Genomic DNA, 8,338 nt, shown 5'->3' with positions numbered 1-8,338 from the left:
CCTGCCAGCGCGTCCGCTAGAGTGCCCGCGCGTCCAGCTGGAGGTGGCATGCACATGACGACGAGGTGTCGGTCCGCGGCCGCCGCCCGTTTCCCCGCCCGTGCCTATCGCCTTGCCGCCGGCACGACGATGGTGATCCCCGGCCCCGCCGGCGCGCGCGATCCGGCGCTGGTCCGGCACTTCTGGCAAATCATCGAGACCTACCGCATCAATATCGCCGGCAACGTGCCGACCATACTTGGGGCGCTGGCCGACGTTCCGGTCGGAGAGAGCGACATCTCGACGCTTCGCGTCACCGCCACCGGCGCCTCGATCTGTCCGCCAGAGATCGAGCGGCGCTACCTTGCGACCTGGGGCGGCGCCTGCATCCAGCAGCTCTACGGCATGACCGAGCTCGCCGGCGCCATCACCCATGACGTACATGGCGTGAAACCGCGCGCCGAAAGCGTCGGCACCCGCAATCCGCTGGTCGAGCTTGCGATCCTCGAAGGCAACAAGCTGCACACCGGGCCGTGGCCGTCGCCGGTCGGCGAGCTCCTGACCAGGGGCCCGCAGGTGTTCGCCGGCTACGTCGACAAGAAGCAAACCGATGAGGCGTTCCGCGACGGCTGGCTGCGCACCGGTGATATCTGCCGGATCGATGCCGACGGCTTCGTCTACATTCTGGGCCGCGCCAAGGACGTCATCATCCGTGGCGGCCACAACATCGATCCGCGCGCGATCGAGGACGCCGCGCTGGCGTTTCCGGGCGTGGCGCTTGCCGCCGCCGTCGGGCGCCCCGACACCTACGCCGGCGAAGTGCCGATGCTGTTCGTCTCGGCCCAGCCCGGCGCCCACATCGATCCGAACGCGCTCGCCGCCTTCGTGCAGGACAACATCCTGGAGCCGCCGGCGCGTCCGCGCGTGGTGTCGGTGATTGCGGAGATGCCGGTGACGCCGGTCGGCAAGATCTTCAAGCCGAAGCTGCGCGAGATCGCCGCCGGCGAGGCCGCACGCGAGCTGCTGGCGCTGGAAGGATTGTCGGGCGAGGTCAGCGTCGACGCCATCACCGATCCGTCCCGCGGGCTGTACCTGAGTGTGAAGGCGCCGCCGGACAAGGCCGAAACCGCTGAGCGGCTTCTCAAGAAGTTCCCGGTTAAGGTCGAATTGCGGCCCTAACTATCTCATTCCCCTCAATAATCTGACGAGGTCACCGCGCTGGAGTTGAACTCCGGCGCGGCTATCCGCATTTTTCGGCGGACGGCTTGACGGACCGCCGCATTCCTAAATAGACTCTAAATAGATACTTTTCAGTACAGGCGTTCAGAGTTAGCGTTTCACCATGGCTACGGAAAAGGCCGAAACCGACCGCGTCCCGGTCACGTTGGCGCTCTCGACCATCGGATACCTCGAGAAGCTGGTGAGACAGGGCACCCACGGCACGAGCGTCCCGGGCGTCGCACGGACATTGATCGAGGAAGGCATTCGGCTCGCCATCAAGGACGGGTTGCTTGCAATCCGCGATAACGGTCGCGCGCCCTGAGACAGGGAGTGCCGGCGCGGCGGTTCAACACAGAACGTGGAACCGTCAGATGATCGTTATCGAACCAACCTGGACGCCGGAGCGCGTCGACCAACTCAAGATCTATTTTGAAGCCGGCCTCTCCTGCCGCGACATCGCCGTCAATATCGGCGTCAGCCGCAATGCGGTGATCGGCAAGCTGTCGCGGCTGAACCTCATGCGCACGACGCCGGACGAACGCCGGGCCCGGCGCAAGAAGTCCAGCGCGCATGCCGCGCAACGGGCGACTGCGAAGCAGCAGCTCCGGCTGCTCCAGGCGGTCTACGAAGAAGAACCCGACGAGGCGCCGGTCGTCAGCGCCAACAATTGCTCGCTGTTCGAGCTCAGCGAGCAGCGCTGCCGCTGGCCGATCAGCACCCCGGGCGCCGATGATTTCTGCTTCTGCGGCAACCCGCCGCTCGGCGGCATGCCCTATTGCTCAGGGCATTACCGCCTCGCCTATCAGGCGGGATCACGCCAGCGCGCGATGCGCGGGTAGCGCTTTTGCGCGATGCCGGAAACAGCTTCGGTTCTGCCCCCGTCAGAACCGAAGCACCGATCAGCCGACCTTCCAGCCCGTCGCCGCGACGAGGTCCTGATAAAACTCCGGCGTGTAGGCCTGTTCCGGGGTCTTGCGCACGCGCTCGTCGAGCAGATGCGCGTCATCGCCGACCAGAATGCGCCAGCGGTCGGCCTTGACGCCATCGAGGATGATCTTGGCGGCGGCCGCCGCCGTGGTCGGTGCCTCGTCGTGGAAGATGCGGGCACGATCCAGCGCGAGCTGCTGGATGTCGGCATCCGACATCTTGGCGACATCAATGCCCTGCCCTTGCAGCCGCTGACGGACCTGCTTGAGCTCGTCGACGTTGAGCTGGTCGGCGCCGTTCTGCACCTTGCGCGAGTTCGACACGATCGAGGTGCCGATGTGACCGGGCATCACCACTGAGCATTTGACATGCGGCGCGTTGAGACGGAGATCGTTGATCATCGCCTCGGTGAATCCCTTCACCGCGAATTTTGCCGCGCTGTAGGCCGTGTGCGATACGCCCAAACCGACCGAGGCCCAGAATCCGTTGACGCTCGACGTGTTGACGATGTGCGCCTCGTCGGCTTTCACCAGCAGCGGCAGGAAGGTGCGGACGCCGAGATAGACGCCGCCCCAGCAGATGTTGAAGGTGCGCTCCCATTGCTCGCGGGTGTTGGTGAACAGGCTGCCGCCGCCGCCGATGCCGGCGTTGTTGAACAGCAGATGGATCTTGTCGGTCGCCTGCTGCTCGATCAGTTCATCGCGGAAACGCTTGTAGTGATCCTCGATCGAGACGTCGGCAACGTGCGTGGTGATGCGCAGGCCCTGCGGCAACTTCTCGACCTCGCAGAGCCGCTTGGTCTCGGCCATCGCCTCGGCCGAGACGTCGCACATCGCGACATTGCATCCCTCGGCAACCAGCTGCCGCGCGAGCTCGCGCCCCATCCCCGTGCCGCCACCGGTGATGACGGCAATCTTTCCGGCAAAATCCTTCATGTGAGATCCGTTCCTTCCCTGACTTTCTTGCCCTGCTTCTTCTTCATTCGGCTGGAGCGCGGATCGCAGTCCAACCACTTGGCTGAGACACCTTACATCAGCGAATTATCGCCCAGCAACGGCGCCAGTCCCTCACGCGCAAGTGAGCCGCTTGCAGCAGATTGAAGCAGGCGGCGGCGTAACGAAACCATTCCGCGCGGCGAACAATCCGACATCGACAATCGGAGACGATGATCGTGAACATCCTGAACAGACTCGTCGCGACAACGCTGATGGCGATCGCAACCGGAATTTCCAGCGCCGGCGCTGCAGACGGCACGCAAGCCCGCGTCAAATCACGGCGCTGGTGAGGACAGCTTCACGCCGAGCAAGGCGCTATTCGGCAGTCTCGATGCGCACAGTTGCGCGGCGCCGCAGGACGCCGGTGCCGGCGCTCACCGCCAGCTTGAAGAGGCCGCGCCACGAGAAGTCGATGACCACTTCATGGTGCCGCAATCCCTTGCCGCCCTTCACCAGCCCGAGATCCCGTATCAAGCAATAGTGGCCGCTGCTCATGCGCGCCAGCCGGCTGTTCTTGAAGCGTCCCATGAATGACGAGAATGCACTGCGGATCGATTCCGTCAAATCTTGACGGCGTCGAATCGGCGCCAGGACGTGTGCCCGATTGCGATCGGCAATTGCCGGTGGCCGCGCGCGATGGCGGGTCAGGCTCAGGCCTTGAATCAAAAACCTCCGGCAGGGCATTGCCGGAGGTTTGGGAGGCTTAGCTGCAAGCTAAGAGCCATCATTCAATGTGTTGGCCAGTCCGTATATAGTTTAGTAGATCAGGTAAGTAAATAAGTTTGCGGCCAATGAATCGCATGGCTCGTCTTCGTCGTTCGCGTGGGCCGAAATGACGCAGCTGGAAGCTCTATAAACTCAAGCTTGGTGCAGTTTCTTTCACGCCAACCGGCAACCATGTCGCGCGAAGTCGCAGCACCATCCGCCACTGATATTCGCTAAACAAAAACCCCGGCAGTTGCCTGCCGGGGTTCTGTTGGATCGTGATCAGATCAACCGTGATTACCAGTTGCGCTGAGCGCGGAGGAGCATCTGGACAGTGTCCTGATTCTTCAGCTCGTAGGTCGCGGCCGGCTTGCCGATACCAGCCGACGAGGTGGTGATCGTGCCGGCATACTTCTGATCGAGATGGACGTAGGTCACGTCTGCCGAGAAGGTCAGGTTCTTGACCGGGGTCCAACGGGTGATCAGGCCGAGCTGCCCGATGTTGTAGTCGGGGTTGCAGCTGGTCACGCCAGCGCCGCCGGCGAAGGCTGCGCGGAACGTGCCACCGACGCCGCCGACGCCGCAGATGAGCGACTTGGCCGTGTCGTTGTACATGACCGCAGCGTAAGCACCGTACAAGCTGGTGTTCCAGTAGGGATCCCAGTTGTGGGTGTACGCGCCGCGGAAGCCCCAGGTCTTGATGGACTGCTGCTGACCGCCGGGGCCGAACACCGTGTCGGGTGCCGTGCCGAAGCCAACGCTCTGGTAGACGCCCGGCAAGTTCGAGCCGCCATAGATGGTCGCCGAGCTGATGCCGGTGGCCAGATCCTGGATGTTGTAACGGGTCGCACCGTCGGTGTAGACGCCCTGGATGTTGATGGTGTCACCAGGTCCGGTCGGAATGTTCTTGATCGACAGGGCCAGTGCACCAGCCCAGCCCCACTTGTCGTCGGGATGGCCGGTCAACTCGGTGCCGCCGTAGTAGGCAGCGTGGTTGTCATGCGCAGCGATCGACGCCTGGAAGATACCCCAAGCCTGGTCGACCTTGAGCGCAGCGACGAAGTCCGGCGTGATCGTGCCGGCGTAGTCGCTGGAGCCGTAAGCGCCGCCGGCGCCGAGGTTGTTCACGCCAGCCTGCATGTAGGCAACCTGGTCCTGCGCCGACAGAGCGAGCGACACGCCGTTGCCGAACTGCGCGGTGTAGGTGAACTGGTTGATGCCGTTGGTGGTGTTAATGCCACCGACGAGGGCGTCGTAGTTGTTGCCCGGATAGGCAGTCCAGGGCGCAGCGAACTGCGAGACCGACTTACCGATGGTGAAACCGGCGAACTGGATGAAGGCGTAGTAGACGCCGACCGTGCCGGCAGCGACGTTACCCGACCCGGCATTGTTCGGCGCAGGGGACGAACCGATCGCCGAGTAGACGCTCGAGCCGTTGCCCTGGCCGGTGTAGCTGTCCGAGGTCCAGGTGAACACCGCATCGAAATAGGTGCGGACCACGCCGTACTCGGTCGCGGTGCGCGTATCGATGTTCAGGTCTTCACGCGAACGCCAGGTGTAGCCGTTGGTGAAACGGTTGTTGGCACCGCTGGCACCGTTGGTGTTCGGGCCGTAGACGCCGTTGCCGTTGATAACCAAGTCAGCGCGCAGATAGCCGCCCAGCTTGATGCAGGTGTCGGTGCCGGGGATGTAGTAGAAGCCCGGACCATAAAGCGAGCAAACCTTCACGTACTCGACCGCTTTGGCCTTCACGGGAAGATCGGCCGCCTGTGCCCCGCCGACCGCGACCAGCGCAGCAGCCGAGCTCAGAATAAGGCTCTTCGCCAATTTCATATTAAACCTCCAAGTTGCTCATATGCGGAGAGTCCGAGGCCGCGAGCGCCCCCTGATCCTCCCGCATTGTCCAAGACCGTTTTCCCCAAACCCCGCACCCGCAGATCAATCTGTGGTGTGCGACGGACTTGAACGATCACCGCAACGGGACGATCGAGATTCCCCTACCGCCGGGTCCAATATGCATTGGCGAGTTCGCCAATCAAAATAGTTTATAAAGTCAGGAATGCGAATGCGGCCACACTGTGGCTCGTCAGCAACGCTGCCCCTAAGCCCCTTGCATCCATGGGCAAATTTGTCGCACCTCAAAAAGCTCAATCGTCACGTGAGCATCATAATTGCTTTACGTTCACTTGCCTTCCTGAGCGACTTACGAGAAAAAATGCCGCGCCGAGCGGGAATCAAGAAATAAATCAGCACAAAGCTGAGTCGGCACCTAGGGAAGGGGAAGCTGTGTCAGTGACCAGGAAGGATACGACGCGCCTGCGCGCCATCGAGCATCTCGACATCATCAAGCGCTTTACGCTCGAGATCTCGTCCATCAATTCGCATCTCGAACGCGTCCGCCAGCTCTGGGGCAAGGCGCTTGGCGTCAGCGGTCCGCAGTGGATGATTCTCATCGCCATCTCGGATCTCGACAAGGATGACGGCGTGCCAATCAACGTGGTGTCGAAGCTGCTGCACGTCGATCCGTCGTTCGTGACCACGCAGTCCAAGCTGCTCGAGCAGAAGGAATTGCTGCATCGCTCGCCCTCCCCGGCCGATGCGCGCGTGGTTCGGCTGTCGCTGACCGACAAGACCAGAAAGCATCTGGCGGGCCTCGCCGAGCAGCACAAGGCGTTCAAGAAGACCGTGTTCGAGGAATTCAGCGAGACTGAACTGGCCGAGTTCACGGCCAAGCTTGCGATGCTCAACAATCGCCTGGAGAAGGCCTGCCTGATCGCCGCGATGGATATAGAGAACTGACGCAGCGGGCCGCATTGGGCGGAAAATAGCGCCGTCGAACGCTTTCAGGGAACCGGTGCCGCCCGGATGGCAGCCATTATAAGGCCTACCCCGCCTTGCGCGAACACAGGATCGCGGCTAATGGAACGGCATCGGAGCGTGGCGCAGCCCGGTTAGCGCACTAGTCTGGGAGACTAGGGGTCGGAGGTTCAAATCCTCTCGCTCCGACCATTCTTTAAATTCAGCCGTCCTTCATCGCCGCGTCGATCATCTGTCGACAGGCAACCAGCTCCTGCAACACGCGTTCGAGCCGCTCCCGATCCACCGACGGAACGGAGGGGCGCACCGGCGGTGCCGCGGACGCTTTCCCCGGGTGGGCGTGCGCCTTGTAGGTCGACAGGATCGGATCTTCGTCGGGATCGACGAATCGGTAGTCGATTCCCTTCTCGTCGCCGTCGCCCTCCTCGCCGTCGAAATCGAGGCCATCATTGCTCTCGAGCTCGTCCGGCTCGGCCATGCTGTTGCCGACCGCCTCCTCGACCGCGCCGAACGAAACCGCCGCAGTCTGGTCGGCGATGCCCTGCACCGATTTGATGCCGTGCTCTTTCAGGATCCGCTGCACACCGCGGATCGTGTAGCCCTCGCCATAGAGCAGCCGGCGGATGCCCTTGAGCAGGTCGACGTCGTCGGGCCGATAATAGCGGCGTCCGCCGCTGCGCTTCATCGGCTTGATCTGCGCGAAGCGCGTTTCCCAGAATCTCAGCACATGCTGGGGAATATCGAGCTCGTCAGCGACTTCGCTGATGGTACGGAACGCATCCGGCGCCTTGTCCAAATGCCCGCTCCTCTGGCTTCAATGCCTGGAGCCTTGTCCGTTCCGATTGGGTCGGAACGGGGCCCCAGATTCTAGTTCTGCCGCGTTTTCTTCACGCGAACCGGGTATCCACTTCGCTTGAAAACGCTCTAATCGGCCTTGCTGCCGTCGCCATTGGTGACGACATGGCCATTGATCCGCTGCTTCAGGATCGCCGACGGCTTGAACACCATCACCCGCCGCGGCGAGATCGGCACCTCGGTGCCGGTCTTCGGATTGCGGCCGATACGCTGGCCCTTCTTGCGCACCATGAAGGAGCCGAATGAGGACAGCTTCACCGTCTCGCCCTTTTCCAGGCAATCGGTGATCTCCTTCAGCACCAACTCGACAAACGCCGACGATTCCGTGCGCGACAGACCCACCTTTTGGTAGACCGCCTCACACAAATCGACGCGCGTAACTGTTTTTCCGGTTCCCGTGGTCATCGCCTGCCCCGCACTCTCGGCGAACAATTTCTTGACTGAAATTAAAAGCTTAGCGCGCAATGGTCAACAGCGACCAGCATCCGGGCGCCGGAAAGATGCCGGCAACCTGCCGATACTCTTCGGCGATGCGCTACCAGCGCACGAGCGCCGAGCCCCAGGTGAAGCCGCCGCCCATCGCCTCGAACAGCACCAGATCGCCCTTCTTGACGCGTCCGTCCTTCACCGCGACCGACAGCGCCAGCGGGATCGAGGCCGCCGAGGTGTTGCCGTGCTTGTCGACCGTCAAGACCACCTTCTGCGGCGCAATATGAAGCTTGTGCGCCGACGCATCGATGATTCGCTTGTTGGCCTGGTGCGGGATGAACCAGGTGATGTCATCGGCGTTCAGGCCGGTGGCGTTGAACGCATCGACGATCACGTCGGTGATCATGCCG

10 protein-coding genes and 1 tRNA gene are annotated in these 8,338 nt (G+C 62.5%); 5 read left to right on the top strand and 6 right to left on the bottom strand.

Annotation, left to right across the window (positions count from 1 at the left end):
• Nucleotides 1-54: 54 nt before the first annotated feature.
• From FNJ47_RS42940 to FNJ47_RS42930, 3 genes are all read left to right on the top strand, one after another.
• Complete coding sequence (locus FNJ47_RS42940; protein WP_236000490.1) at nucleotides 55-1,158, top strand: AMP-binding protein; 1,104 nt, start codon at nucleotides 55-57, stop codon at nucleotides 1,156-1,158.
• Nucleotides 1,159-1,321: 163 nt separating this feature from the next.
• Nucleotides 1,322-1,522, top strand: coding sequence for a hypothetical protein (locus FNJ47_RS42935; RefSeq protein ID WP_066514059.1), 201 nt, complete (start codon nucleotides 1,322-1,324; stop codon nucleotides 1,520-1,522).
• 49 nt (nucleotides 1,523-1,571) lie between these two features.
• On the top strand, nucleotides 1,572-2,039 hold the full coding sequence (locus FNJ47_RS42930) for a GcrA family cell cycle regulator (RefSeq protein ID WP_163162418.1): 468 nt from the start codon (nucleotides 1,572-1,574) through the stop codon (nucleotides 2,037-2,039).
• Between the two features lie 60 nt (nucleotides 2,040-2,099).
• Here the strand turns inward: FNJ47_RS42930 and FNJ47_RS42925 are convergent, their stop codons facing one another.
• From FNJ47_RS42925 to FNJ47_RS42915, 3 genes are all read right to left on the bottom strand, one after another.
• Nucleotides 2,100-3,062, bottom strand: coding sequence for an SDR family oxidoreductase (locus FNJ47_RS42925; protein ID WP_163162416.1), 963 nt, complete (start codon nucleotides 3,060-3,062; stop codon nucleotides 2,100-2,102).
• A gap of 375 nt (nucleotides 3,063-3,437) precedes the next feature.
• Nucleotides 3,438-3,617, bottom strand: coding sequence for a hypothetical protein (locus FNJ47_RS42920; protein ID WP_236000491.1), 180 nt, complete (start codon nucleotides 3,615-3,617; stop codon nucleotides 3,438-3,440).
• Nucleotides 3,618-4,124: 507 nt separating this feature from the next.
• Nucleotides 4,125-5,660 (bottom strand): porin, encoded by a 1,536-nt coding sequence (locus tag FNJ47_RS42915; protein ID WP_163162414.1) that lies wholly within the window; start codon nucleotides 5,658-5,660, stop codon nucleotides 4,125-4,127.
• Nucleotides 5,661-6,113: 453 nt separating this feature from the next.
• Here FNJ47_RS42915 and FNJ47_RS42910 point away from each other — a divergent pair, with 453 nt between their 5' ends.
• Both FNJ47_RS42910 and FNJ47_RS42905 read left to right on the top strand, forming a co-directional pair.
• The gene (locus FNJ47_RS42910) at nucleotides 6,114-6,626 is read left to right on the top strand and encodes a MarR family transcriptional regulator (protein ID WP_163162412.1); all 513 of its coding nucleotides are present in this window, start codon (nucleotides 6,114-6,116) and stop codon (nucleotides 6,624-6,626) included.
• A 132-nt stretch (nucleotides 6,627-6,758) separates the two neighbouring features.
• A tRNA-Pro gene (locus FNJ47_RS42905) sits at nucleotides 6,759-6,836 on the top strand.
• 10 nt (nucleotides 6,837-6,846) lie between these two features.
• Here the strand turns inward: FNJ47_RS42905 and FNJ47_RS42900 are convergent.
• The 3 genes from FNJ47_RS42900 to FNJ47_RS42890 form a co-directional block, all read right to left on the bottom strand.
• The gene (locus tag FNJ47_RS42900; RefSeq protein ID WP_163162410.1) at nucleotides 6,847-7,440 is read right to left on the bottom strand and encodes a MerR family transcriptional regulator; all 594 of its coding nucleotides are present in this window, start codon (nucleotides 7,438-7,440) and stop codon (nucleotides 6,847-6,849) included.
• Nucleotides 7,441-7,568: 128 nt separating this feature from the next.
• Nucleotides 7,569-7,904, bottom strand: a complete 336-nt coding sequence (locus FNJ47_RS42895; protein ID WP_035631661.1) for an integration host factor subunit alpha — start codon at nucleotides 7,902-7,904, stop codon at nucleotides 7,569-7,571.
• Between the two features lie 130 nt (nucleotides 7,905-8,034).
• On the bottom strand, nucleotides 8,035-8,338 hold a 304-nt coding region (locus tag FNJ47_RS42890; protein ID WP_283811368.1), incomplete at its 5' end, for a 3-oxoacyl-[acyl-carrier-protein] synthase III C-terminal domain-containing protein.

It is taken from the genome of Bradyrhizobium uaiense (assembly GCF_010811875.1).
Lineage (GTDB): Bacteria > Pseudomonadota > Alphaproteobacteria > Rhizobiales > Xanthobacteraceae > Bradyrhizobium > Bradyrhizobium uaiense.
Note: the sequence above shows the minus strand (reverse complement) of the source record. Positions and strands in the feature narration are given on the sequence as shown.

Coding starts and splice junctions, on each gene's coding strand:
- FNJ47_RS42940 (WP_236000490.1), top strand. CDS start 55: ATGACGACGAGGTGTCGGTCCGCGGCCGCCGCCCGTTTCCCCGCCCGT.
- FNJ47_RS42935 (WP_066514059.1), top strand. CDS start 1,322: ATGGCTACGGAAAAGGCCGAAACCGACCGCGTCCCGGTCACGTTGGCG.
- FNJ47_RS42930 (WP_163162418.1), top strand. CDS start 1,572: ATGATCGTTATCGAACCAACCTGGACGCCGGAGCGCGTCGACCAACTC.
- FNJ47_RS42925 (WP_163162416.1), bottom strand. CDS start 3,062: ATGAAGGATTTTGCCGGAAAGATTGCCGTCATCACCGGTGGCGGCACG.
- FNJ47_RS42920 (WP_236000491.1), bottom strand. CDS start 3,617: ATGAGCAGCGGCCACTATTGCTTGATACGGGATCTCGGGCTGGTGAAG.
- FNJ47_RS42915 (WP_163162414.1), bottom strand. CDS start 5,660: ATGAAATTGGCGAAGAGCCTTATTCTGAGCTCGGCTGCTGCGCTGGTC.
- FNJ47_RS42895 (WP_035631661.1), bottom strand. CDS start 7,904: ATGACCACGGGAACCGGAAAAACAGTTACGCGCGTCGATTTGTGTGAG.